A 26487-nucleotide genomic window follows, 5' to 3' on the forward strand; every position below is an offset into this window, starting at 1 on the left:
CCGGCCTCCTTCATCCACCGCGCGGTCTCCAGGACCGCCGCGACCCCGCTGCCGTTGTCGTTGATCCCGGGCCCCTCCCGCACGGAGTCCAGGTGCCCGCCCACCACCACCGTGTTCCCGGCGTCCCCTGCGGTGTCGGCCAGGATGTTAAAGGACTCCACCGTCTTGCCGCGCCGGCCGTCCTCTTTGAACGTGAAGCTCTGCCGCACCGGCGAGTACCCCGCGGCACGCAGCTGTTCCTCGACATAGCGGGCCGACTCCTCATACCCGGAGGTCCCCGAGGCCCGGTTCCCGCCGTTGGCATCCGCCACCCGCTGCAGCGCCTGCAGGTGCCCCGACATGTCCCGGGACTTGAACGCCGCCAGCACGGCACGCGCATCCACCGTGCTCCCCGGGGTCAGCTGCGGGACCGCAGCACTCGGAGTGGCGGACTCGGGTGCGGCGGACTGGCTCGTGCCGCCGGATTTGCCCGTGGCGCCACCTGAGGGTGTGCCAGATGGTGTGCCACCGGACGGAATGCCGGCCGACGGGATGCCAGCCGCGACCCCGGAGGTACAGGCCGACGTCGAGAGCAGGACCAGGGCGAGGAGCGAGGGAAGTACGTGCTTGCGGAGAGTGATCATGCCGGGAGCCCATCACTAGTCGGTACAAGTTCGCTTGCTCCGGCTCGATCGGTCAGGACGCTCGCCACTGACGCTCCAGTAAGTCGCGGCCACCATCGCCCGGCAAATACTCCTATCAGGTCGAACCATTGTCGGTCGTCCCGCTGTATCCGCGATAGTGCCCCGCTGTGAATTTGCTGTGCAAATCGGGCCCCGCATAAACCGGCGGCCGGGGGAGTGTCCCCAGTTCAAATTCCGGAGTTTCTTAAAGCAATACAACTGTTGACTAGTGAGCAACTTCACAGTTACAGTTGCGAAACCGAAAAGCCGCCGGAAGGCGGACTCGAGATCTCCAGGTGGAATGGATGGCGCGCGCGAACCGCGGCTGTCACTTCTCCTTCTCTCTTCACTTCTTCTCCTTCACTGCGCCACACGCAATCACACGCACCGCACCCCGCTACGCCCGCAATCCTGCACGCCCTCTTTTGGCGTGCCCGCGTCCATGAGAGGCACTTCCCCCATGACAGCATTCCGTTCCACTCCCTTTGACCGCAGGCAGCTCCTCAAAGCGGCAGCGCTGACGCCATTTGCGGGTCTGGCGCTCTCCGGCTGCGCGGCGAAGCCCGCCGAAAGTGCCGCTGCCAACAAGACAGTGACCGTCACGTCCTATGGTGGCTCGTACAACGACCAGCTGACCCAGACAATCCTGGACCCGTTCTCCAAGCAGTCGGGGATCCAGACGACGCTGCTGGCCAACACCTCCCTGGCCGCGCTGAAGGCCCAGGTCCAGTCCGGCGACGTGCAGTGGGACCTCGTGGAAATCACGGCGCCGGAGTATGAGGTGGCCGTGGCCGAGGGGCTGTTAGAGAAGTTCGACTACAACATCATCAGCGACAAGGGCCTGCCCGGATACGCGAAGGCTGAATACGGCATCAACTACCTGAGCTTCCTGTTTGTCATGGCGTGGGACCAGAAGGTCATTTCCGACGCGCAGGCCCCGAAAGACTGGGCCCAATTCTTCGACCAGGGCAAGTACAACACCAAGCGCTCGGTGTACAACCAGCTCTCCGACAGCTCCGTCCTGGAAGCCGCGCTGCTGGCCGACGGTGTCCCCTTCGACAAGATCTACCCGCTCGACGTCGACCGGGCCCTGAGGGTTCTGGGCCAGCACCCGGGAAAGGACCGGCTGCTGTACCACGCCGCCAACCAGGAGCCCATCCAGCAGCTCACCTCCGGCGAGGTCTCACTCTCCACCAGCTTCAACAACCGCATTAACGCAGCCCGCAACGACGGCGCGAAACTGAACTTCTCCGCCGAAAACGCCGTCCTTGCCGGCGACTACTTCGTGGTTCCGAAGGGCGCCAAGAACAAGGAAGCGGCCTTCAAGCTGATGAACTTCATGTCCAACGACGCCGAGGCCGGCGCGGCGTTCGACAAGGTCACCAACCTGACCCTGGCCAACACCCCGGCGCTGTCCAAGCTGCCGAAGGAAATCGCCGACACGCTTCCCACCAGCCCCCGGCTCGCGGACAAGATCCTGGTCCGCGACGACAAGTGGTGGTCGCAGAACCTGAAGAAGACCGAGCAGCAGTTCAAGCTCTGGCAGGCCAGCTGACATGAGCAACGCAACTCTCGAGCGGCCCCGGCCGCGGGGCCGCGGTGCGCCTGCCTCCGCCGAGGCACCACCACGACGGCGGCGCAGCGGCTGGTGGCTGCTGCTGGCTCCGATCCTTGCCTTCGACGTCGTGCTGTTCCTGACGCCGCTGGGCAAACTGGTCGGCGCAAGCTTTGCCGACAACGCCTACCAGCGGGTCCTTGAGGACCCGCTGGTGGTGCGCGCCCTGGTCAACACCCTGACCATCAGCCTGGCCAGCACCATTGTCACCGTGGTGCTGGGCTACATCATCGCCATGGTGCTGTGGCGGGCCGGCAACGTCACCCGGGTGATCCTGTTCGCCGTCGTACTCCTGCCGTTCTGGACCGGCATCCTGGTGAAGAACTTCGCCTGGGCCGTCCTGCTTCAGGACAACGGCATTGTGAACGCCTTCCTGCAGGGAATCGGGCTGACCGGTGCGCCGATCCCGTTGCTGCACAACCGGTTCGCCGTGATCGTCGGCATGGTGCACTGCCTCCTGCCGTATGCGGTGTTCCCGATCTTCTCCTCGCTGACATCGATCGATGACCGGCTGGGGCTCGCGGCCCGCTCGCTTGGCGCGCGGGAAGGATCCGTCTTCCGCACGATCACGCTGCCGCTGAGCATGCCCGGCATTTCCGCGGCCGGGCTGCTGGTCTTCATCATCAGCACAGGCTTCTTCATCACCCCGGTGGTGATGGGCGGGCCCGGCGACATGATGATCGCCAACCAGATCGACTACTACGCCCGACAGCTGACTGACTTCTCCGGGGCCGCTGCGCTGGCCGTCATCCTGACGGTCATGGTCAGTATCCTCGTGGCCGTCTACCAGCGCGTCCTCAAGGCAGGAGGCCACCATGAAGACAACTAATCCGCAGCACCGGATGCTGGCGCTGCTTTCCATCCCGGCCTTCCTGTTCCTCGTCATTCCGACGGCGATTGTGGTGCCGGTCGCGCTGAACGACAGCCGCTACATCACCTTCCCGCCGGAGGGAATCTCCTTCGCCGCCGTAGCCGGATTCTTCGCCGACCGGGCCTGGACCTCCGCACTGACGGCCAGCCTGCAGTCGGCGGCGATCGCCGTCGTGATCGGCGTGCTGCTGGGCGCCACCGCGGCGATCGGCCTGCACGGGCGCAAGTTTCCCGGCCAGCCCGCCGTGGTGGGTCTGATTCTCGCGCCGATGATCGTGCCGACCGTGGTGCTGGCGCTGGCGTTCTACCAGTTCTTCATCTCGATCGGCATGGTGGGCAGCATTGTCCCCATCGGCCTGGCGCACGCCGTGATCGCGACCCCCTATGTGTACCTGACCACCCGCGCCAGCCTCGCCGGGCTCAACCCGGCCCTGGTCCGGTCGGCGCAGAGCCTCGGGGCCGGACCGCTCTCCGTCCTGCGGCACGTGTATCTGCCCATCATCCTGCCCGGCCTGATCTCCGGGGCGCTCTTCGCGTTCTCGGTCTCCATCGATGAGACGGTGATGTCCCTGTTCATGCAGTCCCCGGGGGCCACCACCTTGCCGGTGAAGATGTTCACGGATATCCAGTTCAACCTGACCCCGAAGATCGCGGTGTCCTCCGCCCTGCTGGTCAGCGTCGCCACCATCGGGCTGCTGCTCCAGGTCTTGTTTGTCCTCAAGCGCCGCTCTTCAACCCGGATGCTGCCGCTGGCCGTGTCCGCACAAACGTAAGGAAAGTCGATGACCGCATCAGTGATTTCCGCGGGGCCCCTTCCCGGCACGGGCAGGGCCGCCCAGGGCGCCATTGAGCTCCGCCAGGTCAGCAAGCACTACGGCGACGTCGTTGCCGTGGACGAACTGGACCTGACAGTCCAGCCGGGGGAGTTCGTGACCCTCCTGGGCCCCAGCGGCTCCGGCAAGACGACCACCATGATGATGGTGGCGGGATTTGAAGAACACACCGCCGGAGCCATCCTCATTGACGGCAAACCCGTGGACACGCTGCCGCCGCGGGACCGCAATCTCGGTGTGGTGTTTCAGAACTACGCCCTGTTCCCGCACATGAGCGCGCTGGAAAACGTGGAGTTTGCTCTGCGCATGAGGAAGGTGCCGCGCGCGGAACGCCGCCAGCGCGCCGAGGAAGCTCTCGACCGTGTGGGACTGGGCAAGATGGGCGGGCGCAAGCCGCGCCAGCTCTCCGGCGGACAGCAGCAGCGGGTGGCGCTGGCCCGGGCACTGGTCTTCAACCCGGCGGCCCTGCTGCTGGATGAGCCGATGGCAGCCCTGGACAAGCGCCTTCGCGAGCAGATGCAGGAGGAGATCAAGACCCTGCAGAAGGGCCTGGGCATCTCCGTGCTGTTCGTGACACACGACCAGGACGAGGCCATGGCCATGTCGGACCGGATCGTGGTGATGCGGGACGGGAAGATCGTGCAGTCCGGCCCGCCGGAGGAGGTGTACAACCACCCCATGACCGACTGGGTGGCCAGCTTCCTGGGCGACACCAACCTCATCCCGTGCACCATCGTGGGGCGCAACGGCGAGGAAGCCGTGGTGGACCTCGGCGGACTGGGTATGGCAAAGGTCCGGGACCGCGGGGCAAGCGGTGAGAACTACGCCGTCTCCATCCGCCCGGAGCACCTCAAATTCAGGACACGGGCCGCGGCGGGCAACGGATGCGCCGCGACCCTGGTGTCCTCCACGAATCTTGGCGCCACGGTCCGCCACCGCCTCACGGCCGGCGGCCACGACCTCCAGCTCCGTGAGCTGAGCTCCGACAGTGTCGCCCGGATCCGGCCGGATGAGGAGCTGTGGGTGGGCTGGGACGCGGACAAGGCCCAGCTGCTGGTCCTGGAGTCCTGACCGCCGGATGCTGTGACGGCCGGGCCGGTTCCGGCACCCCTCCGCGGGACATGCCCTCCTCCGGCGCCCAGGGATGGACATATGCCCACTATGTCCATCCCTGAGCCGCGCCGGGGGACAAGTCCATTCCTGAAAAGGGGGCATGTCCACTGCCGGACACGCTGACTCTGGCCGGTAGTACTCAGCCGAACTCTTTGATGAAGTCCAGGGCGGTTTGGGCGACTTCAGGCCAGCCGTGATCGATCGTGAGAGAGTGGCCGCGGTCCTGCAGCTCCTTGATTGCCGTGTGCGCCGAATTTCCTTTTTGACGCTTGTAGGACGCATTGGCGATGGCCCACGGCACGGTGTGGTCTTTCTCCCCGGAGATGATCAGCAACGGCCCCCGATCCGGATTCTTCGTGTCGACCTTGGCCTCGGTGAACGGGTTGAGGTTTGCGGTTGCAGCCTGGAACAGAGGCACGCCAGAGGCCGCGACATGAAAGGTGTCAAACAATTGGCGGGCTTCGTCCTCGTCCACGGCATTGGCCCAGCCGAAACGGAATTCGTCAAAAGTCAGAGACACTGCACGCTTGGCGTTGGCGGGATTCGCGATCACAGGCGCTGCTGACTTTAGGGCTGAGGCCGGCAGCGGCAGGACTCCCCGGAACGGTGCGGGGTCGATCGCCACCGTGACTGCGGAGGCTCCGGTTCCGGCGATCCTCTGGGCGATGAGTCCGCCGAAGGAATGCCCCACGACAGCGGGCTTGATGGTGAGCTGGCCAATCGCGTCGAGGTAGTGCTCCGTGACTTGCCTGACCATCTTCTTGGCAAAGACCTCCGGGCTGCGTCTGGCCTCATCGACGCTTTCGGGATCATCGGGCCACGTGGGGGCGAGCGTGGTGTAGCCGTTCTCCTCATAGAGGGCCCGCCACCGGTCCCAACTGCTGGACAGGAGCCATAGTCCGTGGACGAAGACGACGGGTTTGAGGCCGGAAGCGTTCGCCCGGTCCACCTGCTGTTGCTCGAGGTTGGTCATATCAGCCATGGCGCTCATCCGTTCGCGTGTGCATCGCGGGCCGTCTGTGGGGGACGCGGGGACGTCCTCCCGCAGGCACGAGTATGCCTGCGGGCCATGGCGAAGGCAATGACTTTGCTGAATACCGGTACGGGCTGCAGGCCGCATGGGGCATGTCCGTGGCCGGTCGGCGACGCGGAGTGCAGCCATGGTCTGCGGTCCGCCACGCGCACCGGGTCCCAAACCCGTGGCTTGTCAGGACCGGCCCTACAATGGTCTCGATGATGCCAGGACATATAGCAGCTGCTGACGGAAAGAACGTGCTGAGCATCAGTGCGGGCATCATCACATCCGTCTGGCAGCCGGGCACGTTTGTTGATGTCGACGATGCCAGGGACGCGATGCTGGCCGTAGCGCAGATCAGCGGCGGAATACCGATGCCGATGCTCTCCGAAATGACGGACGTTGAGATCAGCGCGGCCGCCAGGTACGAGTTCGCGCAGACAACAGGGGTTCTGGCGATTGCCGTGCTTGGATCCAGCACCGTGGATCGTGTGATCGCGGCGGCCATGAGCCGGCACACCCGCTACCCCCACGAATTCTTCACTTCCCGGGACAAGGCCACGGCCTGGCTGAGCAACTTTACCTCCAGCGGCCAGTCCGGTGGATACACGGACGGCATATCCGCCCTGGCGTGAGAGTGCCGGCTGCCCCGGTCAGGTCTTGTCCACAGTAAAAGCCGCCCCGGCCTCCTTGGCTTGCTGGTTGGTCGCGGCCCAGCTGGCCAGCAGCCGCAGCGCATCTTCCGACGCGGAGCCGGGCTCGGCGTTGTAGACCAGCAGGGACAGCCCGGCGTCGGCGGAGACGTCCATTGCCTCGTACATCAGGTGGAGATCCCCGACCACAGGGTGGTGCAAGTGTTTGAGCCCGGTGTAGTGCTGGCGCACGTTATGCGCCGCCCACAGGGTGCGGAATTCCTCGCTCCGCGTCGAGAGTTCCCCGATCAGGTCGGTCAGCCCGCGGTCGTAGGGATCCCGGCCGGCCTCGGTGCGCAGGATCGCGACGGTGTCGCTCGCCGCACGGTCCCAGCCCGGGTAGAAGCTGCGCGATCGCGCGTCCAGGAAGATGAACCGGGCATGGTTGGCCGGGCGGGCCGGACCCGCGTACATGTCCGAATACAGGGCATGGCCCAGCGGGTTGGCCGCAAGGATGTCCATGCGTCCGTTCCGCACAAAGGCGGGCGCGTTGGCGATGGCGTTCAGCGTCAGCTGAACGCTGCGCCGGACGGACTCCGCGGGACGGGGACGACGGCGGGTCCGGCTGCCCGGGGCCGCTGCCCGGGCCAGATCGAAGAGGTGGGCCCGTTCGGCGTCGTCGAGTTGGAGGGCCCTGGCCACAGCGTCCAGAACTCCCTCCGAAACGCCGGACAGGTTTCCCCGCTCCAGCCTCGTGTAGTACTCGACGCTGACGCCGGCCAGCATGGCGACTTCCCCGCGGCGGAGTCCGGGGACCCGGCGTTTCGCGCCGTAGATCGGCAATCCCGACTCTTCGGGGGTGATCTTGGCCCGGCGCGAGGCAAGGAACTCGCGGGTCGCCTCTCGATTGTCCATGCCATCAACGTTAGGCCTTTGGGCTCTCTGAGGGAGGCCCTGCCAGTACCCCTATCAGCAGGGACTCCCTCACGGCTGCGTTACCGGGTTTGATGGATGGTGTTCCGTTGAACAACCCCCAACGATCAACAAGCAGGAGATTCATTGCTTACTGTCAACGCTTACGCATCACCGTCCGCGACCGGGCCGCTCGCCCTCACCACCATCGAGCGCCGCGACGTGGGACCCCACGATGTCCTGATCGAGATCAAGTACGCCGGGATCTGCCATTCCGATATCCACACTGTCCGCGGCGACTGGGGCCCGCAGACCTATCCGCTGGTTCCCGGCCATGAAATTGCCGGCATTGTCACCGAGGTGGGAACGGCCGTGACCAAGCACGCCGTCGGTGACCGGGTCGGCGTCGGCTGCATGGTCAATTCCTGCGGCGAGTGCGTCAACTGCCAGGCCGGCGAGGAGCAGTACTGCCTCGTCGGGAACACCGGCACCTATGGCGCCGTCGACCGAGACGGCACCATCACCCAGGGCGGCTACTCCACCCACGTCGTTGTGACCGAAGATTTCGTGGTCACCATTCCCGAGGGCATCGAGCTCGACGTCGCCGCGCCGCTGCTGTGCGCCGGCATCACCACCTACTCGCCGCTGAACCACTGGGGCGCGGGTCCCGGTAAAAAGGTCGCGATCGTCGGCCTCGGCGGACTGGGCCACATGGCAGTCAAGATCGCCCACGCCATGGGCGCCGAGGTCACGGTCCTGTCGCAGTCGCTGAAGAAGCAGGAAGACGGGCTGAAGCTGGGCGCGGACCACTACTACGCCACGAGCGACGAGAACACTTTCACGGACCTTGCCGGCACTTTTGACCTGATCATCAACACGGTCAGTGCCGCGATCGACATCAGCTCCTACCTGCAGCTGCTGACCCTCGACGGCGCACTGGTCAACGTCGGCGCCCCCGCGGAACCGCTCCCGGTGAACGCGTTCGCCCTGATCATGGGCCGCCGTTCCTTCGCCGGCTCGATGATCGGCGGCATCCGTGAAACTCAGGAAATGCTCAACTTCTGCGCCGAGCACGGCCTGGGCGCCGAAATCGAGGTCATCCCGGCCGCGAAGATCAACGACGCCTACGAGCGCGTCCTGGCCTCCGACGTCCGCTACCGCTTCGTGATCGACACCGCGACCCTGAACTAGGACGCAGCGCACCACCTCGCGATGTGGGAAGCGCCAGCAGAGGGCGCGGAGTCCGAGTGGGGTGACCTCGTGACCGACGAGGAATACAACGGCGCCAAGTAGCGCGACCGCCAGGCAGTTAGCGCGGCTGCGCTAAAACATCCGGCGCTGCCGGTGCGGGGCCAGCCCGGGGGACTGGCCCCGCACTGACATGAGCGGTTTCATGTGCAGGTTCACGGCGCCGGTGGAATTGATCATCAGTGACAGGGCGACGGCGTCGGCCTGGTCGGGGATATCGAAGACTCCGACAACGTCGGTCTCCCCGAAGGCGTAGTAGAAGCTTTCCAGCGAGCCGTCCACCGATTTGAGGGCTTCGACAACGGCATCACGCCGTTTGGTGCCGCCCTCACGCATGAGTCCCTTGATTCCGTCGCCGACGTAGTTCGCTTCGAACAGATATTTGCTCATCGTTTTTCCTATCCTGTGTTCGCCCAGGACATCGGCATCCGAACGTGTGCCCGCTCCCAACGATGGAAGGTCCGAGGCTGGCCCCAGAGTGGGGGTCTGCCCACATGCTAGGCCTTCCACTGCACCCTTACAACGGTTCATTTGCCGCCACAACCGGGCTCCGGGCGGTCCGGGACTACCGCCGGCCGGAGGACAGGAACATAATCGGCGTATCAACCCGTACGGACAATGGAGGCGATCGACGTGTCTGTTTATACGCTCGGAATCTGGCTGGTGCATCCCGGCCGCGAGAACGATTTTGTGCAGGCCTGGCGGGATCTGGCCAGGAAGACGAAGGAAGACTTTCCCAACGCCAAAGCCGTGCTGATGCACGATCGCGACGTCAAGAACAGGTTCATCAGCACCGGCCCGTGGGAGTCCCTGGAACAGATTGAACAGTGGCGGGATTCTGCCCTGTTCAAGCAGGGCCTCGAGGCAATGAAGGACATGCTGGAGCATTTCGAGGCGCGCACCCTGGACGAGGCCGCGAGCATCGGGTGGGATGCGACCGATATGTGAATTTACCGGGAACCGGGTCGCCGCCGGCTGCGCGGCGCGCGTTCCCGCCGGCTAAGCGGCCTGCAGCGCCTCGAGTACGGCGGCCAACAGGACATCGTTCCGGCCCCAGACGGGATCGAAGATTTCCACGTACCAGGCATCCGCCAGGACCAGGGCCAAGGTCTCGTTGGTCTCGGCTGCCCAGTCCCTGAGCTGGTCCTCCCCAACGGGCCCCTCGCTGCTGCCGAGCAAGGTCGCGACGTCGTCGTCCTGTACGGTCACCGGGATGGAGACGCTGCTCGCCTCACCGGGGTCGTGGACGACCGTCACCAGGCCGGTCCGTGCGGACAGGGCCAGGAGTGCCGTCGCCGCCTCCGGGCCGCAGAAGGCCGTCACGTAGGCGCGCTGGGCGAGGCCCCCGGCCTGAACGCCCGGCTGCGATTCCTTGGTGAAGAGCCCGTTGCGGTTCAGCCGGGCGAGCTCTCCGGCGATGGCCGCGGTCTCCTCGTCGAACCCGGGCGCGAAGACGCCCGGCTGGTATTGGCTGTTGCCCTCCAGCCAACGGGCGGTCAGTTCGCCGGCCGCCGGGATGGTGGAGGCCTGCCGCCAGACTTCGCGGTCCGCGAGAAGGCGGCCGAAGCTGTCCCGTTCCGTCGTGAACCTGGCGTCTGACATTTAGGCCTCCTGTGCTGTGGGGTGCGGGGTGGACTGCGCCGTGAGATGTGGGGTGGGGTGCGCCTGCGGGGCGTGGTGCTGCAGGAGGACGGACAACCGTTCGCAGCTGATCCGCAGCGCCTCCAGTTCACGCCGGCTGTAGTCCTCGATGATCGAACGGATCCGCTCGGTGAGGTGCTCGTCGTCGACCTCGAACTCGTGGTTCAGCGTGACCACGGAGAGCCCGTCCGCCGGCCGGATCTCCCAGTCGCCGCCGAGCTCCCGGAACGGGGGCTCGAGGTCCAGCTGGTGGAACTGGGCGCGGTGGCTGGCGGTGTCAAAGACGCGCCAGCAGTGGCTTGAACTGAGTGAGCCGTTGGACACCACGGAGGTGCGCAGCTCGTGGCCGGCGTCGTCGCCGCTGACGCGCTCCGAGTACACCGTCAGGCCCTCGAGGTAGGGCCAGTGTGAGGCGTCGCGCAGCATGCTGAAGACAAGGTCCGCCGGGGCGTTGATGCCGAGCCGGTGCGTGGTCCGGTGCGTTTGCTGGTGCGTGCTCACTGACAAGTTCACCCCTCCTGTGTCGTGCTGTCACCTTGCAGGTCTTCTATGCAGGCTAGGCCAGTTGCGGCCTGCCGTGAACAATTCCGTCCCGTCGCGTCACGCAGGGCAATCTTCGGTAACACAGGGCGTCCGCAGGCAGCGTCCGCGGACGCCGGATGAACGGGTATTACCGCCTGTATCCCTTGGTTTCACCCGGTTTCACGGCGCTTTGACTGGCTCTCCCGGGCCCCGGATAGTTGCTGGCACCAGCACCATTTCAGTCCACTCTCAAGGGGAGAACATGTCCAGTCTTTCGTTTAAATCAGGCGCCGCGGTCGCGTTGGCGGCCACCACTGTCCTGGGTCTGGCGGCCTGCTCCGATCCCGGCGCCGCTGCTGCCGGCGGCCCGTCGGCGGCGCCGTCGTCGTCCACCGGGGTGAAGCAGTTCAACCTCTCGCCGCAGCAGGACCGCGTCAAGGCCACGGTGGATGCCGCGGCCGCCGCGCTCGTCCCGGAAGCCGTTAAGAAGGACGGGAAGCTGACGGTGGCGGTGAGCCCGTTTGCGGCACCGCTGGCCGTTTACGCCACCGACAACAAGACCCCGGTGGGCAACGAGGTGGATATCGCCGTCGCTCTGGCCGAGTCCCTGGGCCTGGAGGCAGACATTGTCCCGACGGCCTGGGCCGACTGGCCGCTCGGCGTCGACTCCGGCAAGTACGAGGCTGTGCTGTCCAATGTCACCGTCACGGAGGAGCGCAAGCTCAAGTTCGACTTCGCCAGCTACCGTGAAGACAAGCTCGGCTTCTATGCCAAGGCGGACAGCAGCGTCACCAAGGTCGAATCGGCCCCGGACGTCGCCGGCAAGCGCGTGATCGTCGGTTCCGGCACCAACCAGGAGGCAATCCTGCTGCGCTGGGATGAGGAGAACAAGAAAGACGGCCTCAAGCCCGTGGAGTTCCAGTATTACGACGACGACTCCGCCTCCCAGCTCGCCATCCAGTCCGGACGGGCGGACGTCACGTTCGGCCCCAACGCCACGGCGGCCTACAAGGCGGCCTCCGACGCCAAGACTAAGCTCGTGGGCCTGGTCGACGGCGGCTGGCCGCTGAAGGCCAGCATCGCCGTCACCACGAAGAAGGACAACGGGTTTGCCGCAGCGGCCCAGGCCGGACTGAACCACCTGATCCAGGACGGAAGCTACGCCAAGATCCTGGACCGTTGGGGGTTGTCCGCGGAAGCCGTCGCGAAGTCGGAGCTGAACCCGGCGGGCCTGCCGAAGAAGTAGCCCGCCCGCGTTGGTTGAATGAACGGTACCGAAAGCCAACGAATCCCCGCCGGGAACGTCTCCGGCGGGGATTCGTTGTGGCTGTCTGGTGACCCAGCGGAGATCGTCTAGGCCTGTGCCGTGACGGAGGCCGCCTCGACGCTGGCGCCTGTGCGGGCCGGGGTGGCCAGGCCGAGGTTCTCCCGCAGCGTGCTGCCCGCGTACTCCGTGGGGTACACACCGCGCTGCTGCAGTTCCGGCACGAGGTGGTTGACGATGTCGTCGAGGCCGGACGGGATGAGCCACGGCGAGATGTTGAAGCCATCGACGGCGCCGGTCCGGGCATACTCGCTGAGCCGGTCCGCGACCTCGGTGTACGAGCCGGTGAAGGTGGAGTCGCCCCGGCTGGTCTTGGCCGAGACGAATTGGCGGATGGACAGGCCCTTCTCCTTGGCCTCGGCCCGCCACTGGTCGGCCAGCTGGCGTGCCTTGGCGCCGTGGAAGCCGCTGCCGCGCGTTTCGGAGGTTTCTTCCACCACGGGGTCGATGTCCGGCAGCGGGCCGTCGGGATCGTAGCCCTGCAGCTCCCGGCCCCAGAACTGTTCGAGGTACGCGATGGCCTGCTGCGGGCCGATCTGCAGACTGCGGACCCAGGCCTTCTTCTCGAGGGCCTCCCGCGGCGTGGCGGCGAGGATGAACTCGCTGGCGGGCATGATCTTCACGTCCTGGGCGCCGCGGCCGGCCCGGAGGGTGCGCTCCACGATGTCGCGGCGGAACTCCAGGGCATCATCGAGCTGCGGGTGCGCGGAAAAGATGACGTCCGCCTGCCGGGCGGCGAAGTCCCTGCCCTCGGGCGAATCCCCGGCCTGGAACAGCACCGGCCGATACTGGGCGCTGCGCGGCAGCCGCGGGGTGACGTCGACGGTGTAGTGCCGGCCGGTGTGGCGCACCCGCCGGACCGCGCCCTCCGCCGACCGCCGCTCGGCGGAGGCTGAGCCCGCGACGGCGCCGTCGTCCCACGCGTCCCAGATCCGCTTGGCGGTTTCCACGAAGGCCTCGGCGTGGGTGTACCGGTCTGCGTGGTCCAGGTAGCCGCCGCGGCGGAAGTTGGCGCCGGTCCAGGCGTTGTCCGTGGTGACGATGTTCCAGGCGGCGCGGCCGCCGGACAGCAGGTCCAGCGTGGAGAGCCGGTGCGCCAGGTCTGCGGGGTCGTTGTACGTGGTGTTCTGGGTTGCGACGAGCCCGATCTTGGTGGTCACCGCGGCGAGGGCGGCGAGGGCGGTCTGCGCGTCGGGACGGCCGGCGACGTCGAGCGCGTGCGGGCGGCCAAGGTGCTCGCGCAGCCGCAGGCCTTCGCCGAGGAAGAACGCCGCGAACAGGCCGCGCTCGGCGGTTTGGGCGATGCGCCGGAACGATTCGAAGTCGGTCTGGGAGCCGGATTCGGCTGACTTCCAGACGGTTCCGGAGTTGACGCCCTGGAAGAACACGCCCAGCTGGAGCTGACCTGAGGGGATGAACCCGGACGCGGTGAATTCAGCGGCGGGGTGGGTGCTGTGGCTCATGGTGGGCTCCTTAGTTTTCCGCGCCGGGGGCGCTGGATGCGGCGGCGTAGCGGCTGGCTGGCCGTGCCAGCCCCAGCTGATCGCGGAATGTGGCGTCCGGGCTGGTGGGGGCGAGGACCCCGCGCCGGCGCAGTTCGGGCAGCACCAGCCGCGTCAGTTCCTCAAGATCCGTGTCCAGCGCGGCGGGGTGCAGGCGGACCCCTTCGGCCCAGGCCAGCACCTCGGTGAGCAGATCGGTAAGCCCGGCCGCCGAGCCGATGAACTGTGCGCGCGGGCTCTGCCACGGGGTGTGGCCGTTCAGTCCGGCCAGCCGCTCAGCGGCGGCCTGGCCGCGGGAGTCCAGCACGACGTCGAGCTCGGCGATCAGCGCAGGCCCGTTGCCGCCGGCGGCGAGTCCTGCGCGCGTCGCCGCGAGCTCGGCGGCCAGGAGCCCGGGCGTCGGGGCCGAGACCAGGAGCGCGTCGGCTGCCCCGGCCGCGACGGCCTCCGCGGTGAGGAGCCCGGCCGGGGCCAGTACGGGCAGCTGGCCCTGGGGCGGCCGCGGAATGATCGACGGACCCTTGACGGAATAGCTGCCGTTTTCGACGTCGATGTAATGCAGCTTGTCGACGTCGAGGTAGCGCCCGGTGGGGACATCGCGGATCACGGCGTTGTCCTCCCAGGAGTCCCAGAGCCTGCGGCTGACCTCGATCGAATCGGCGGCCTCGCGGGAGAGCCGGTCCCCGCGCACCGTGTCGCGTCCGACGGCGGCGGCATCGGCCGCGCTTGATGAAGCGGCTACCAGCCAGCCGGCCCGTCCGCCGGAGACGTAGTCGAGGCTGGCGAGCTGGGTGGAGATGTGGAAGGGCTCGGTGTAGGCGGTGTCCACTTCCGGAATCAGTGCGAGGGAGCGGGTCACGGGGCCGGCGAACGCGGCGCGCTGCAGGGCGTTGAGCCGGGCCGCGGCGTCCGGGTGCCCGGGGGCCGGCAGGCCGGGGTCGGAAAACGTCGCCGCGTGGAACCCGGCGGACTCGGCGGCGAGCACGGCGCCGCGGAGGTGTTCCGGTCCCAGCACAGCTGCCGGGGCCGTGCGGGAAACCCGCCACGCGGCCGGGTGGCTGCCGGCACCGTCGAGCTCCAGCAGGAGGAGGCCGTGTTCGCGGGGCCCGTCCTGGGCGGGATGGGTGCTCATGATGCGTCCTGTCGTTCGTAGGGGATCTGTTCGCCGGCCTCGATGGGCACCGGCAGGCGGTTCTCCGCCGCCGGCAGCGGGCACGTGGCGAGGTCCGTGTAGGCGCACGGCAGGTTCACCGCCCGGTTGAAGTCGAGCCAGACCGTGCCGTCGGGGCCCGGAGCGGCCACGGTGAGCGAGCGGTTGGCCGCGTAGGTGCTCTTGCCCGAGGTCGCGTCCGTGAAAAGCACGGACAGCGTGCCCGGAGTGTGGCCGTTTAAGGCGGTGAGGCTCAGGTCTTTGCCGTGGAGCCGGAAGCGGATTTCCCCCGGGGCTTCGTAGACGTGGTGGATTCCTTCGACCGCCGCGCCCACGGTGGTGGGCCGCGGTTCGGCGAACGGCACAAATATTCCTGAAATGGCATATTCGATGCTGGGGGCGTAGGCGGGGGTGCCGCGGTAGCCGGTGAGCAGCGGGTTCAGGGGATGCCGCGGCCGCACGACATAGCGGCCGCCGCGCTTGGCGAGCTCGATCACGGTATGGCCGGCGCCGGCATCCTCGACCCGCAGATTCAGGCCATCGCGCTCGGGAATCGGGCCGAGGAACACGGTAGCTCCGGTCCCGTCCGCGTTCAGTTCCTGCCCGTCGCGAAGGACGCGGTCGCCTGCCCCCAAAGCCAGGCGGACGACGTCGTCCTCGACGCTCCAGGTGCCCGGCGCACCGTCCAGCCGGGCGGGTGAGCACTCGAGCCAGTGCAGGTGGGTGACGGCGAGGAAGCCGTGGGGGCTGGCGCGGTGGCGTTCGTGCGCGGCATGCCAGTCCGCCCAGGCGGCTTCGAATTCCAGGTCGGGGTGGCGGTCGGGACGAAGGTCAGGACGGCCGTCGGTGTCAGTGGGCGTGGACATGGGAACTCCCGTGGTGGTTGTGGTCGGCTGTGACGCGGGTGGCGTCGGTCTCAGTAGTGCCGGCGAATGCCGGCCGGCCGGCGTACGGGTCGCCGTCGCCCCAGAGCGTGGTGGGCGCGGCGGCGCGGACGGCCGGAATGACTTCCAGGGCGAAGCGCTCCAGGATTTCCAGCTGCTGGGCGAAGGGCAGCGTGGTGGGCAGCGCGATGGACTGCAGGTCGTGGCCGTAGAGCGCGTGGTAGCTGAGGATCTTGTCGATCACCTGCTCCGGGCTGCCCACCAGAGCCGGACCGTCGGCGACGGCGTGGTCGATGTCCCGGTAGGGGGAGTTGTTGCCGGGAACGTTCCGGCCGGTCGTGAGGGCCTCGTAGACCGGGCCGAATTGCCGCTTGGCCTCCTGCGTGGTGTCCGCGATGAACACCCCGCCGGCGCCCGATCCGGAGCCCAGGTACTGGTGCCGGGGATCGTGGCCGTGGCGTGCGTATTCCTCGCGGTAGTGGTCGATGAGCACCTTGTAGTTTTCCCGCGGCTGGATCGCGTTGGCCGTGAACAGCGGATCGCCCCACTGCGCGGCGAGGGCCGCCGAGGCCAGGCTGGTGGCGGAGCCGTGCCAGACCCGCGGCGCCCCGGCGAACGGCCGCGGCGTGGTGGTGGTGGGCTCCGTCAGCGCGGCCCGGAACCTCCCGGACCACGTGACGTTTTCCTCGGTCCAAAGCCGGCGGAGCAGGGCATATTTCTCCGCGAGGAGCTCCCACTGGTCCGCCAGGTCCAGGCCGAACAACGGGTACTGCAGCACCTCATTGCCCTTGCCGATCACCAGTTCCAGCCGGCCGCGGCTGAGCTGGTCGATCGTGGCGTAGTCTTCCGCGACCCGCACCGGGTCCAGCACGGACAGCACCGTCACGCCGCTCTGCAGCCGGATCCTGGTGGTCACGGCGGCGATGGCGGCGAGCACGGTGGTGGGGGAGGAGGAGATGAACTCACCCGCGTGGCGTTCCCCGATGGAGAGGCTGTCGTAACCGAGCTCCTCCGCCCGGCGCGCGGTCTCCACCACCTGGTTGAGCCGGTCCGCGGTGGAGACGATCTCCCCGGTGACCGGGTTCTTCAGGTGCGGGATGATGTCGAGGACCTGGAACCTCACTGTGTTTTCCCTGTCTGTGCTTTCCCTGAAGGGGCTGTCCCGAAGTTGGCCTCAGTGACGGTCGTGGACTCGGGAAGGGCTTCCTCGGAGAGTCCCCAGCGGTCCAGGACCTTGGCGTAGGAGCCGTCCTTGATGGCGGAGTTCAGGGCGTCCGTGATGGCCGGGGCCAGGCCGTTGCCCTTGAGCGTGGTGGCCGCGACCAGGGTCTCGGACGGCCACCCGGCGTTGACCTTGCCCACCACCTTGAGGTCGTCGCGGGTGTTTTCCCGGTACGTGACGGACGGGTAGGGCGCGAGGTTCAGGTCAGTGCGGCCGGAGGACAGGGCCAGGATGGTGTCGGCGTCGGAGGAGTAGTACTGCAGCACCGCGGGTGCCTTGCCCTTGGCCTCGAGCTCCTTGTTCCAGGCGATCAGGATCTTCTCCTGGTTGGTGCCCGAGCCCACCGAGATCTTCAGCCCGGAGATGTCGTCGGAGCCCTTGATGTTGTAGCCGGAGCTCTTCTTGGCCTCGAAGCCCATGTACGCGGCGCGGTAGCTGGAGAAGTCGAAGAGCTTCACCCGGGCGGCGTTGATGCCCACATTGGAGAACACGGCCTCGAAGTCACCGGACTGGGTCTTCAACGGCCAGTTCTCCCAGGAGGTCACCTGGACGTCCAGGTCCAGGCCCAGCTTGTCCGCGATTAGCTGGGCCAGGTCCACCTCCACGCCGATTGGGGTCTTGTCGTCCGTGGCGTGGAAGGACAGCGGAATCGCGCCCGCCGTCGTCGCGACGGTCAGCTTGCCGTCCTTGCCGATCAGCGCAGGGACCTTCGCGGCCAGGGCGGCGTCCTTATCCGCCCGGATCCGCTGCTGGTCCGGCGAGGTGTTGTAGACGACGCCGTTGCGCGCCGCCGTCGTCGCCGGCTGCCCGCCGGCAGCCGCGGAGGCGCCGGGATCCGCGCAGCCACTCAGGGCCAGGGTGCCGGACAGGGTGCCGATAAGGACGACGGCGGGAAGCGCCGCACGCGTCCGCCGGGGACCAGTACTCGCGCGGGCGGTGCGGGGGGCGGAGCTGATTGCCATGGGGTTCCTTAGATGTTGAAAGCGGGTTCGATGACTTTGGAGAAGAAGCTCCGGGTGCGAACTTCGCGCGGGTTGGTGAAAATTTCCTGGGGGGTGCCTTGCTCGACGATCTGGCCCTGGTCCATGAACACCACCGTGTCGGCGACGTCGCGGGCGAAGCCCATCTCATGCGTGACGATGATCAGCGTGGTGCCGGACTTGGCCAGCCCGCGGATGACGTCCAGGACCTCGTTGACCAGTTCCGGGTCCAGGGCCGACGTGGGCTCGTCGAAGAGCAGGATCTTCGGGTCCAGGGCAAGCGCCCGGGCGATCGCGACGCGCTGCTGCTGGCCGCCGGACAGCTGGCGCGGGTAGGCGCCGGCACGGTCCTTCAGGCCCACGCGGTCCAGCAGTTCCAGCCCGCGGTCGCGGGCCTCGGCCTTGGAGAGCCGGGGTTTTCCGGCCCGCGGCGCGACGATCGGTGCCTCGGTGACGTTTTCCAGCGCGGTCAGGTGCGGGAAGAGGTTGAAGTTCTGGAACACCATGCCGATCTCGGTGCGCTGCTTCAGGATTTCCTTTTCGCGCAACTCGTGGAGCCGGCGCCCGCGGACCTCGTAGCCCACCAGCGTGCCGTCGATCGCGATGAACCCGGCGTCGACCTTTTCGAGGTGGTTGATGGTGCGCAGGAGGGTGGATTTGCCGGATCCGGACGGTCCGACGATCACGGCGACACCCCCGGGCTCGACCGTCAGCGTGATGCCCTTGAGGACTTCCGCGGCGCCGAAGGACTTGCGGACCTTCGTGATCTCGACGAGGCCGCGGGTTGTTACGGCGTCCGTGGCAGCGGCCGCGGACGGGGTCTGGGTGGTCGTACGGAGTGCGGTGCTCATCGGGTGCCCCTTTCCTGGTTCGATTCCCGGGCGGCGGGCGTATGGACGGCGAGGAATTTGCGGGCCTTCTGCAGCGGCGTCAGGGGCAGCGTACGGACCGCGCCCTTGGAGTAGTGCCGCTCGATGTAGTACTGGAAGACGCTCAGGACCGAGGTGATGACGACGTACCAGAGCGTGGCCACGAGCAGCAGCGGCAGGACCTGCTGGGTGCGGTTGTAAATGACCTGGACGGTGTAGAAAAGCTCGGAATAGGCCAGGACGTAAACGATTGAGGTGCCCTTGACCAGGCCGATCACCTCGTTGAAGGCGGTGGGCAGGATGGCCCGCATGGCCTGGGGCAGGACGATCCTGGTGGAACGCCGCCAGGCCGGAATGCCCAGGGCGGTTGCGGCCTCGAGCTGGCCCTGGTCCACGGACAGGATGCCGCCGCGGATGATCTCGGCGGAGTAGGCGGCCTGGTTCAGGGTCAGGCCGAGGACTGCCGCGGCGAACTGGCTGATCAGGGTGGTGGTCTGCGCCTCAAAGAAGCGCACGTCCGTGAAGGGGAGCCCCAGGCTGATTTTCTCGTAGAGGTAGCCCAGGTTGTACCAGAGCAGCATCTGCACCAGCAGCGGCGTGGAGCGGAAAATCCAGGAGAACGTCCAGGAGACGGAGACCAGCAGGGGCGACGCCGAGAGCCGCATCAGCGCCAGGATGAAACCCAGGATGAAGCCGAGCGCCCCGGAGATCGCCGTCAGCTTCAGGGTCTCCAGCAGGCCGTTCACGATCGACTGCGCGGTGAACCACTGCGCCACCACGCCCCACTCCCAGCGCGGGTTGGTGGCCAGCGACCAGGCAATGCCGGCCACGCCCACGGCGACGACGGCGGTGCCCACCCAGCGCCACGGGTGGCGGGCCGGGACCAGCCGGTAGTCGGCGTAGTCGGTGGCGGCCTTGCGGCCCACCGAACCGGAGCCGACCGTTCCGGCCGGTGCGGTCTCGCCGGCGGGTACGGGTCCTGCGGCCCGGACCTCCGCGGTCTCAGGTGCGGATTCGATGCCGGCGGACGCCGGCTCCGGGGCGGACTGTGCCACCGGGGTTGCTGTTGAACTCATGCGCCACCTCGCTTCTTCCAGTTGCTGTGGGGGTAGTTGGCTGCCAATCTAGGGCCGTGCGAAATCGCGCGGCAAGGCGGCAGGTTGCATACGTTCACGCAGGTTCGCACGGCGTCACACGACGAATTCTTGCCTCGATTTACGCCGCGTGACGCGGGGTGAACGGCCGTGACCGGCGCCTCGACCGGCTCCATTTCGGGTGCCTAGCATGAGGGCTCCGCACCCGAGCCAGGAGACCGTCATGCCAGTGAATGCCCCGTCCGTGGTCCTCATCGGCGGCGGCCCGCGCGCGGCCGGGCTGTTGGAACGCCTCGCCGCCAACCGGCCGGAGCTGCTCGACGGCGCCCTGCAGATCCACGTCGTGGAGCCGTACACCCCGGGTGCCGGCAGGATCTGGCGTTACGAGCAGCATCCCGGGCTGATGCTCAACTCCGCGGCGGCGGACGTCACGATGTTCACGGATGCCTCCGTCCAATGCGAGGGACCCGCGGTCGACGGCCCCGGCCTGGCAAAGTGGGCCGCCGGGGTCCTGGACGGGTCCATCGCGGATGTTCCGGAGCTGCCGGCGGAACTCCGGCGCCAGCTGACCGCTCTCACCGGTGCCACCTTCCCCACCCGGCAGCTGCAGAGTGTCTACCTGGAATGGTTCTTCCGCCGCTCCGTCGCCGCCCTCGGACCGGACACCACCGTCACCGTGCACCGGGACACGGCGTCCGCCGTCGAGCCGGTGCAGCATGTAGCCGAACAGGGTCCGGAACGCTACCGCGTCCGGCTGGCCGGCGGCGCGGTGCTGCCCGCCGACGTCGTAATCGCCTCCCTGGGGCACGCGGATTCGCTGCCCGATGCGGAGTCTGCGGCGTGGGCCGGTTTTGCCGCCCGGCACGGCGCGTTTCACGCGGCGCCCAGCTACACCACCGACGTCGACTACTCACCCCTCGCCGCCGGCCAGGACGTGATTGTCTCCGGCATGGGCCTGGCCTTCGTGGACCTGCTGGTCCTGCTCATGGAGGGCCGCGGCGGCAGGTTCGAGGAGCTGCCAGGCGGCGGCCTGCGCTACGTGCCCTCCGGTGCCGAGCCGCGGCTGTGGGCCGGCTCCCGCCGCGGCGTGCCCTACCACTCCAAGATCACGTCCGCCCTGCGCGGCGACGCGGCGGGCGAGCCGGCGTTCTTCACGGCTGACGCCGTCGCGGCGCTGCTGGATGCGCCCGGCGAGGTGGACTTCCGCGCCCAGCTGTGGCCCCTGATCGCCAAGGACGCCGGTTACGCGTACTACCGCGAGCTGTTCACCGGTTACCCGGAACGGGTCCGGACCGGCTGGCAGGAATTCGCCGAACGGTTCGCCGCGGCGGACTGGTACAGCCAGGAGCGCCGGCGGCTCGTCGCCGGGTCCGTCCCGGACGCAGGGCTCCACCTGGACCTCGAACGGTTGGACCATCCCTTCGCCGGCCGCGTTTACGCGGGTCACGCAGACTTCCAGTCGGCGGTGGCAACGTACATTGGCCGCGACCTTGAGCTGCGCACCGGGCCGGACCATTCGGAAACCCTGGCCCTGTTCACTTCCTTGCTGAAGTCCTACATGGACCTGGGTCGGCTGGTGCCGTCCGAGCGGCTGAACGCGCGGTCGCAGCGGGAGGTCCAGGGCTGGTGGCACGGCTTCTTCAGCTTCGTCGATTCCGGGCCGCCGCCGCGCAGGCTGCGGGAGATGCTGGCGATCCACCGGGCCGGGCTGCTGCAGTTCATTGGCCCGGGGCTGGAGATCGAGACCGCGGAGCGCGCGGGCCGGTTCGTCGCCCGCTCGGCCCAGTCCGGGATCACCGTGTCAGCGCCGGCCCTGATCGAGGCCCGGCTCCCGGCGCCGTCGGTGGCCCGCTCCGCGAACCCGCTGCTGCGCCAGCTGCACGCCTCCGGGCTCGGCACCGAACAGCAGCTCCTCACTGCCGACGGCACGCACGCGACCGGACGGCTCCTGGTGTCCGCCCACAACGAGCTCATCAGCCCGGTGGGGGAGCGGCGCGAGCGGCTGTTCGGCGTCGGGCCCGGTACTTCCGGCTGGGGCGCCGGCGCCTTCGCCCGGCCCGGCACCAACGCCGCGCCGTTCCGCGAAAACGATGCCCTGGCCCGGCGCGTCCTGAACCTGCTGGCGAAGCCCAACAACGGCCCGGCCGACAGCGGCCTGGCCAACAACGATCAAACCGACGCCGGCCGGGCGGTGCCGCAGGCCGCCGCCGGCGGAAAGGACCCGTCATGACCCCGCCCCCACTACACACCCCGCCCGTGGACACCCCGCCCGTGGACACCCCACCCGTGGACACAGCCGCGCTGACGGTCCTCAATCTGCCGATGAGCGATCCCAGGGTCCGTCCGCTCCTGGATGAGCTCGCGCTCGAATACGACACCCGCTACGGCAACCTTTTTGGCCGCGGGGCCGCCGCGGAGGAACTCAACCGCTACCCGGCCGAGGAATTCGCCGCGCCGGGCGGGGTCCTGCTGATTGTGCGCGAGAACGGCGAATCCGTGGCCGGCGGCGCGTTCCGCCGGCACGGCCCGCAGACCGCCGAGTTCAAGCGGATCTGGACGCATTCGGCGCACCGCCGCCGCGGACTGGCCCGGTTTGTCCTGGCCGAGCTGGAGGCGCTGGCCGGCCGCCGCGGCTACCGGAAGGTCTACCTGACAACCGGCCCGCGCCAGCCGGAGGCGAAACACCTTTACCTGAGCACCGGTTACGAGGCACAGTTCGATCTCTCCGCCGACCCGGAAACCATCGGGCCGCTGGCATTCACCAAGGACCTGCCCGCCGCAAACCCCGCCGCGCTGCTTGGTGGGCGTGGGCCGGGAACCGGTGCTTCGGGCTAGAGTTCACACAGGGGGTCTGCCCTGAAACAACGTATTAACGAGCCGCCGCGGACCCGGCGCAGAAACAGCCGGGAGTCAGCAGTGCGGCCTGGATCCAAGCCCACCATCCGCGATGTCGCGCAGACGGCCGGGGTCTCCCTGACCACCGTCTCCTATGTGCTCTCCGGCCGCTCCGGCGGAACCACCCGGATCAGCGAGGCCACCCAGGACCGGGTGCACGCCGCGGTCCGCGAACTTGGCTATGTGGCCAACAGCGCCGCCCGGGGAATGCGCCGGGGCCGGACGGAGCTGGTGGCCGTGGCCGTACCGGACCTCGAGCAGCCCCGGGACAGGGCCATCGCCACGGTGCTGGCCAGGATCCTGCCGGAGCACGGCTACCAGTCGGTCATCCTGCTGGGCGGGAACTGGCGGCAGTTCATGCTCTCCGGCGGTGCCGACGGCGTGATCCACACCAGCGCGCCGGAGGCAGACGACGATTCCGGTGCCATGGCAGAGCTCGCCGGCCGCGGCGCGCCCCGCGTGCTCATCACGGACGACGCCGGGCCCGGCAGCCCTGGTGTCCAGGGCGGACACGAGGTGGTCCCCGCCGGAACGGACACCCCCGAGATCCTGGCCGGGCGCGCCGTCACTCGGCTGCTGGCACAGTTGCGAGGCTAGGACCCCTTAGGCTTCCAGCGCGGCCTCCGGTGCCGCGTCCCGCGTTGCGGCCTCCTGGGTTGCGGCCTCCCGGAGGGGACGCCGGGCCAGCCACGCGGCCACAATCGCGCCGGAGACGTTGTGCCACAGGGAGAAGACCGCAGACGGCAGCGCCGCCAGCGCGCCGAAGTGCGCGGTGGCGAGGGTGGCGGCCAAGCCGGAATTCTGCATCCCTACCTCGAAGGCGAGGGCCCTGCGCGCCTTGTCATCCAGGCGCCCCAGCTTGCCGGCCAGGTAGCCCAGGCCCAGGCCGAAGCCGTTGTGCAGCACCACGGCGAGGAACACGATGCCACCCGCGGCCACCATCTTGCTGGCGCTGCCGGCCACCACAATCGCGACGATCAGGGAAATCACGACGGCCGAGGCCCACGGCAGCGCGGGCAGGACCTTGGCCACGAGCTTCTTGAGGAAGAGGCGGGCCAGCAGGCCGGCGATGACCGGCAGGAGGACGGTCTTGACGATGTCCTGGACCATGCCCCCGGCGTCGATGTTCAGGTACGAGCCGGCCAGGAACAGCACCAGCAGCGGCGTCACGATCGGCGCGATCAGGGTGGACACGGAGGCGACGGCCACGGACAGGGCGACGTCGCCCTTGGCGAGGAACGCCATCACGTTGGAGGCGGTGCCCGACGGCGCGCAGCCCACCAGGATCAGGCCCACCGCAAGCTCCGGCTCGAGGTGGAGTCCGACGGCGATCAGCCAGCCGGCCCCCGGCATGATGACGTAGTGCGCCACGATTCCCAGGGCCACGGCCCAGGGCCGCTTGGCCACCGAGGCGAAATCGGGCGGCGTCAGGGTCAGGCCCATGCAGAACATGATGATGCCCAGCAGGAAGGGCACGCTGGGGGCGAGGGGTTTGAACGCACCGGGGAGCAGGAAGCCGGCGAGCCCGGCCACCACCACAAGGACCGGGAAGACCGTCACCGCGATGCGGGCAATCTTTGCCTCGGCGGCGAGGGCGGGATTGGCCGGGACGTCGGCGGCAGTGCCCGCGTCCCGGGCGGTATTCGGAGTTTTAGTTGCCTCAAGCATCCAAGAATGGTGCCATCGGCGTCCACGGGGTGGCCACTTCGTGACCACCTGTCGGACAAATATGTCAGATTTTTAGGCCGCCGTGCGGGCGGGAGTCCGGCGGGTAGGGTTCATTGCGTGGGTGAGCCCAAAAAGGCGAACTCCCCACCCCGGCGCGACGCAGCGCCCCACCTTCCCTGAATTGTGCACATTCTTTGACATCTGGCGGCCGTTGGGCCTCCTTGACCACGAACGGAGCCAGCGATGGCCACCAGTATCGACGCGCCGGCCCCGGCCGCCACGCCTGCACAACTGCAATCGGTCCGAGGCGCCTTGACGTCCCCGCGACGGCTCAAGACCGAGGTTTTGGGCGGCCTCGTGGTGGCACTGGCGCTGATTCCTGAGGCGATCGCCTTCTCGATCATCGCCGGCGTGGACCCGAGGATCGGACTCTTCGCGTCCTTCACGATGGCAGTGACCATCGCCTTCGTCGGCGGCCGGCCGGCGATGATCTCGGCGGCCACCGGCGCCGTCGCCCTGGTAATCGCCCCACTGGTGAAGTCCCACGGACTGGATTACCTTGTGGCGACGGTGATTCTGGCCGGCATTTTCCAGATCGTGCTGGGCCTCTCCGGGGTGGCGAAACTGATGCGGTTCATCCCCCGTCCGGTCATGGTGGGGTTTGTGAACGCCCTGGCCATCCTGATCTTTCTGTCGCAGGTGCCCGAGCTGGTCGGCGTGCCCTGGCTGGTCTACCCGCTCACCGCGCTGGGCCTGCTGATCGTCTTCGGCCTGCCCAGGCTCACCAAAGCCGTCCCCGCACCCCTCGTGGCCATTGTGGCCATGACGCTCATCACGGTGACGGCCGCCGTCGTCGTTCCCACTGTGGGGGACAAGGGTGCACTGCCGGACTCGCTGCCCTCTTTGTCACTGCCCAACGTGCCGTTCACACTCGAAACGTTGCAGGTCATCTTCCCGTTCGCGCTGGCCATGGCCTTCGTGGGCCTGCTCGAATCCCTCATGACCGCGAAGCTCGTGGATGACATCACGGACACGCGTTCAGCCAAAACCCGCGAGGCCTGGGGGCAGGGTGTCGCGAACATTGTCACCGGCATCTTCGGCGGCATGGGCGGCTGCGCCATGATCGGCCAGACCATGATCAACGTCAAAGCCTCCGGCGCCCGGACCCGGATCTCCACCCTTCTGGCCGGCGTCTTCCTGCTCATCCTCGTGGTGGCACTCGGAGACATTGTGTCCCTCATCCCGATGGCCGCGCTCGTGGCCGTCATGATTTTCGTATCAGTCGCCACCTTTGACTGGCACAGCATCCGGCCCGCCACCCTCAAGGCCCTGCCCAAGAGTGAAACCGCCGTCATGGCAGTGACGGTGGCGGTCACCGTTGCCACGCACAACCTGGCAACCGGCGTCGGGGTCGGCGTACTCGTCGCGATGGTCCTGTTCGCCAGGCGGGTGGCCCACTTCGTCACCGTCGAGCGCACCGTGACGGGGCACGACGGCGGCCGGGCCACGTATCGCGTGGACGGCGAGCTGTTCTTCGCCTCCGCGAATGACCTCTACACCCAGTTCGAGTACGCACTGGACCCCGAACGCGTCGTCATCGACATGCGCGACTCCCACCTGTGGGACACCTCCACGATCGCCGCTTTGGATGCCATCACGGAGAAGTACCGGCAGCACGGCAAGAGCGTTGACGTCGTGGGCCTGAACCAGGCCAGCGCCCTGATGCGCGAACGCCTGGCCGGCAAGCTCGGCGCGGGGAATTGACGGTGCGGCGCGACCGGGCGGACCGGTATTAGGTCACACGTTTGGGTCTTTTTGTTTGCCTTGGTGCGGCCT

The 26487-nt window shown here is 67.8% G+C and carries 26 protein-coding genes; 12 read left to right on the plus strand and 14 right to left on the minus strand.

Going from position 1 to position 26487, the window contains the following annotated elements; all coding sequences use genetic code 11:
• Positions 1 to 623 (minus strand): M28 family peptidase (locus AC1DZV_RS08040; protein WP_476953414.1); only part of this gene is annotated, 623 nt, incomplete at its 3' end.
• 499 nt (positions 624 to 1122) lie between these two features.
• On the opposite strand from AC1DZV_RS08040, the gene AC1DZV_RS08045 reads away from it, so the two are divergent.
• From AC1DZV_RS08045 to AC1DZV_RS08060, 4 genes are read left to right on the plus strand one after another with little or no spacing between them, the layout of a single operon-like run.
• Positions 1123 to 2217: an extracellular solute-binding protein gene (locus AC1DZV_RS08045; protein WP_476953415.1), complete on the plus strand. Its 1095-nt coding sequence runs from the start codon at positions 1123 to 1125 to the stop codon at positions 2215 to 2217.
• Between the two features lies 1 nt (position 2218).
• Positions 2219 to 3106, plus strand: a complete 888-nt coding sequence (locus tag AC1DZV_RS08050; protein ID WP_476950617.1) for an ABC transporter permease — start codon at positions 2219 to 2221, stop codon at positions 3104 to 3106.
• Entirely contained in the window at positions 3093 to 3920 is an 828-nt protein-coding gene (locus AC1DZV_RS08055; RefSeq protein WP_028275936.1) for an ABC transporter permease, read from the plus strand. The genes AC1DZV_RS08050 and AC1DZV_RS08055 overlap by 14 nt, the downstream gene beginning before the upstream one ends.
• Before the next feature lie 9 nt (positions 3921 to 3929).
• Positions 3930 to 5051, plus strand: a complete 1122-nt coding sequence (locus AC1DZV_RS08060; RefSeq protein WP_476953416.1) for an ABC transporter ATP-binding protein — start codon at positions 3930 to 3932, stop codon at positions 5049 to 5051.
• 181 nt (positions 5052 to 5232) lie between these two features.
• On the opposite strand, the gene AC1DZV_RS08065 is transcribed toward AC1DZV_RS08060, so the two are convergent.
• Positions 5233 to 6075 (minus strand): alpha/beta hydrolase, encoded by an 843-nt coding sequence (locus AC1DZV_RS08065; RefSeq protein ID WP_476950619.1) that lies wholly within the window; start codon positions 6073 to 6075, stop codon positions 5233 to 5235.
• Positions 6076 to 6326: 251 nt separating this feature from the next.
• Between AC1DZV_RS08065 and AC1DZV_RS08070 the strand changes: the two genes are divergently transcribed.
• Positions 6327 to 6743, plus strand: coding sequence for a DUF7793 family protein (locus AC1DZV_RS08070; RefSeq protein ID WP_164468552.1), 417 nt, complete (start codon positions 6327 to 6329; stop codon positions 6741 to 6743).
• Positions 6744 to 6761: 18 nt separating this feature from the next.
• On the opposite strand, the gene AC1DZV_RS08075 is transcribed toward AC1DZV_RS08070, so the two are convergent.
• The gene (locus AC1DZV_RS08075; protein WP_476953417.1) at positions 6762 to 7655 is read right to left on the minus strand and encodes a helix-turn-helix transcriptional regulator; all 894 of its coding nucleotides are present in this window, start codon (positions 7653 to 7655) and stop codon (positions 6762 to 6764) included.
• Positions 7656 to 7799: 144 nt separating this feature from the next.
• On the opposite strand from AC1DZV_RS08075, the gene AC1DZV_RS08080 reads away from it, so the two are divergent.
• Positions 7800 to 8843, plus strand: coding sequence for an NAD(P)-dependent alcohol dehydrogenase (locus tag AC1DZV_RS08080; protein WP_476953418.1), 1044 nt, complete (start codon positions 7800 to 7802; stop codon positions 8841 to 8843).
• Between the two features lie 132 nt (positions 8844 to 8975).
• Here AC1DZV_RS08080 and AC1DZV_RS08085 read toward each other — a convergent pair whose 3' ends face one another.
• Entirely contained in the window at positions 8976 to 9290 is a 315-nt protein-coding gene (locus tag AC1DZV_RS08085; RefSeq protein ID WP_476953419.1) for a GYD domain-containing protein, read from the minus strand.
• 228 nt (positions 9291 to 9518) lie between these two features.
• Here AC1DZV_RS08085 and AC1DZV_RS08090 point away from each other — a divergent pair, with 228 nt between their 5' ends.
• Positions 9519 to 9848, plus strand: coding sequence for an antibiotic biosynthesis monooxygenase family protein (locus AC1DZV_RS08090; RefSeq protein ID WP_028275943.1), 330 nt, complete (start codon positions 9519 to 9521; stop codon positions 9846 to 9848).
• Between the two features lie 51 nt (positions 9849 to 9899).
• Here the strand turns inward: AC1DZV_RS08090 and AC1DZV_RS08095 are convergent, their stop codons facing one another.
• Positions 9900 to 10502: a DUF6919 domain-containing protein gene (locus AC1DZV_RS08095; protein WP_476953420.1), complete on the minus strand. Its 603-nt coding sequence runs from the start codon at positions 10500 to 10502 to the stop codon at positions 9900 to 9902.
• Entirely contained in the window at positions 10503 to 11042 is a 540-nt protein-coding gene (locus tag AC1DZV_RS08100) for an SRPBCC family protein (protein WP_476950622.1), read from the minus strand.
• Positions 11043 to 11325: 283 nt separating this feature from the next.
• Between AC1DZV_RS08100 and AC1DZV_RS08105 the strand changes: the two genes are divergently transcribed.
• The gene (locus AC1DZV_RS08105) at positions 11326 to 12309 is read left to right on the plus strand and encodes an ABC transporter substrate-binding protein (RefSeq protein ID WP_476953421.1); all 984 of its coding nucleotides are present in this window, start codon (positions 11326 to 11328) and stop codon (positions 12307 to 12309) included.
• A gap of 107 nt (positions 12310 to 12416) precedes the next feature.
• On the opposite strand, the gene AC1DZV_RS08110 is transcribed toward AC1DZV_RS08105, so the two are convergent.
• From AC1DZV_RS08110 to AC1DZV_RS08140, 7 genes are read right to left on the minus strand one after another with little or no spacing between them, the layout of a single operon-like run.
• Positions 12417 to 13850 carry an NtaA/DmoA family FMN-dependent monooxygenase gene (locus AC1DZV_RS08110; RefSeq protein ID WP_476953422.1) on the minus strand — a complete coding sequence of 478 codons (1434 nt, stop codon included), beginning with the start codon at positions 13848 to 13850 and terminating at the stop codon, positions 12417 to 12419.
• Between the two features lie 10 nt (positions 13851 to 13860).
• The gene (locus tag AC1DZV_RS08115) at positions 13861 to 15021 is read right to left on the minus strand and encodes an LLM class flavin-dependent oxidoreductase (protein ID WP_476953423.1); all 1161 of its coding nucleotides are present in this window, start codon (positions 15019 to 15021) and stop codon (positions 13861 to 13863) included.
• Positions 15018 to 15905: a DUF1684 domain-containing protein gene (locus AC1DZV_RS08120; RefSeq protein WP_476953424.1), complete on the minus strand. Its 888-nt coding sequence runs from the start codon at positions 15903 to 15905 to the stop codon at positions 15018 to 15020. Before AC1DZV_RS08120 ends, AC1DZV_RS08115 begins: the two co-directional genes overlap by 4 nt.
• Complete coding sequence (locus AC1DZV_RS08125) at positions 15889 to 17046, minus strand: LLM class flavin-dependent oxidoreductase (RefSeq protein WP_476953425.1); 1158 nt, start codon at positions 17044 to 17046, stop codon at positions 15889 to 15891. The genes AC1DZV_RS08120 and AC1DZV_RS08125 overlap by 17 nt, the downstream gene beginning before the upstream one ends.
• A complete protein-coding gene (locus AC1DZV_RS08130; RefSeq protein ID WP_476953426.1) occupies positions 17043 to 18107 on the minus strand; it encodes an ABC transporter substrate-binding protein in 1065 nt (354 codons plus the stop codon). The genes AC1DZV_RS08125 and AC1DZV_RS08130 overlap by 4 nt, the downstream gene beginning before the upstream one ends.
• Positions 18108 to 18115: 8 nt before the next feature.
• Entirely contained in the window at positions 18116 to 18976 is an 861-nt protein-coding gene (locus AC1DZV_RS08135; protein WP_476950628.1) for an amino acid ABC transporter ATP-binding protein, read from the minus strand.
• Positions 18973 to 20070 carry an amino acid ABC transporter permease gene (locus AC1DZV_RS08140; protein WP_476953427.1) on the minus strand — a complete coding sequence of 366 codons (1098 nt, stop codon included), beginning with the start codon at positions 20068 to 20070 and terminating at the stop codon, positions 18973 to 18975. The genes AC1DZV_RS08135 and AC1DZV_RS08140 overlap by 4 nt, the downstream gene beginning before the upstream one ends.
• A gap of 241 nt (positions 20071 to 20311) precedes the next feature.
• Here AC1DZV_RS08140 and AC1DZV_RS08145 point away from each other — a divergent pair, with 241 nt between their 5' ends.
• From AC1DZV_RS08145 to AC1DZV_RS08155, 3 genes are all read left to right on the plus strand, one after another.
• Positions 20312 to 22318, plus strand: a complete 2007-nt coding sequence (locus tag AC1DZV_RS08145; RefSeq protein WP_476953428.1) for an FAD/NAD(P)-binding protein — start codon at positions 20312 to 20314, stop codon at positions 22316 to 22318.
• Positions 22315 to 22923 carry a GNAT family N-acetyltransferase gene (locus tag AC1DZV_RS08150; RefSeq protein WP_476953429.1) on the plus strand — a complete coding sequence of 203 codons (609 nt, stop codon included), beginning with the start codon at positions 22315 to 22317 and terminating at the stop codon, positions 22921 to 22923. The genes AC1DZV_RS08145 and AC1DZV_RS08150 overlap by 4 nt, the downstream gene beginning before the upstream one ends.
• Positions 22924 to 23004: 81 nt before the next feature.
• Positions 23005 to 23580, plus strand: coding sequence for a LacI family DNA-binding transcriptional regulator (locus AC1DZV_RS08155; protein WP_476950632.1), 576 nt, complete (start codon positions 23005 to 23007; stop codon positions 23578 to 23580).
• Between the two features lie 6 nt (positions 23581 to 23586).
• Here AC1DZV_RS08155 and AC1DZV_RS08160 read toward each other — a convergent pair whose 3' ends face one another.
• Positions 23587 to 24651 carry a bile acid:sodium symporter family protein gene (locus AC1DZV_RS08160; protein ID WP_476953430.1) on the minus strand — a complete coding sequence of 355 codons (1065 nt, stop codon included), beginning with the start codon at positions 24649 to 24651 and terminating at the stop codon, positions 23587 to 23589.
• Positions 24652 to 24894: 243 nt separating this feature from the next.
• Between AC1DZV_RS08160 and AC1DZV_RS08165 the strand changes: the two genes are divergently transcribed.
• Positions 24895 to 26415 (plus strand): SulP family inorganic anion transporter, encoded by a 1521-nt coding sequence (locus AC1DZV_RS08165; protein WP_476950634.1) that lies wholly within the window; start codon positions 24895 to 24897, stop codon positions 26413 to 26415.
• Positions 26416 to 26487: the final 72 nt, after the last annotated feature.

This window comes from Arthrobacter sp. P1_D12 (assembly GCF_056406175.1).